Raw genomic sequence first — 600 nt, 5'->3', positions numbered from 1 at the left:
CCCCGCGCCATTCTTTGTCCTGGTCTCTCTCGGTGGGATGAGCCGACGGGAAATCCTCGGCAGAGCGAAGCGCGCTCAGGGCTTTGCACTCACCCCGGCAGCCGCAACCGCGCCCGCAAGCCCCCCATCGCCGACCGGTCGAGCTCCAGCCCGCCGCCGTAGAGCTCCGCCAGTTCCGTGGTGATGGCGAGGCCGAAGCCGTGGCCCGGCACGGTCTCGTCGAGGCGTTTGCCCCGCTGCGCCACCGCCGCCAGCGCCTCCGGCCCGAGGCCCGGACCGTCATCCTCGATCGACACGATCACGTCGCTGCCCGCTGCCTCCGCCGACACCCGCACAGCCCGGGCGCACCAGGTGCAGGCATTGTCGATCAGGTTGCCCAGCATCTCGTCGAGATCCTGCGGGTCGCAGGCCGCCGCGAGGCCGGGCGGGACCGCACACGTGACCTGCACGCCCTTCTCGGCGTGAAGCCGCTCCAGGGCCGAGGCGAGGTCGGCCACCGGCCCGGCCAGTTCGGTGCGGATCCGGGTCGCCCCGGTCAGCGCGGCGCTGCGGGCCCGGCGCAGGTGGTGGCGCACGCCGCGGTCGAGGCTGGCGACGAGA

At 73.7% G+C, this 600-nt stretch carries 1 protein-coding gene; it reads right to left on the bottom strand.

The features are described from left to right. Positions 1–89: 89 nt before the first annotated feature. A partial coding sequence (locus QR78_RS31660; protein WP_048431616.1) for an ATP-binding protein occupies positions 90–600 on the bottom strand: 511 nt, incomplete at its 5' end.

It is taken from the genome of Methylobacterium indicum (assembly GCF_001043895.1).
Lineage (GTDB): Bacteria > Pseudomonadota > Alphaproteobacteria > Rhizobiales > Beijerinckiaceae > Methylobacterium > Methylobacterium indicum.
Note: the sequence above shows the minus strand (reverse complement) of the source record. Positions and strands in the feature narration are given on the sequence as shown.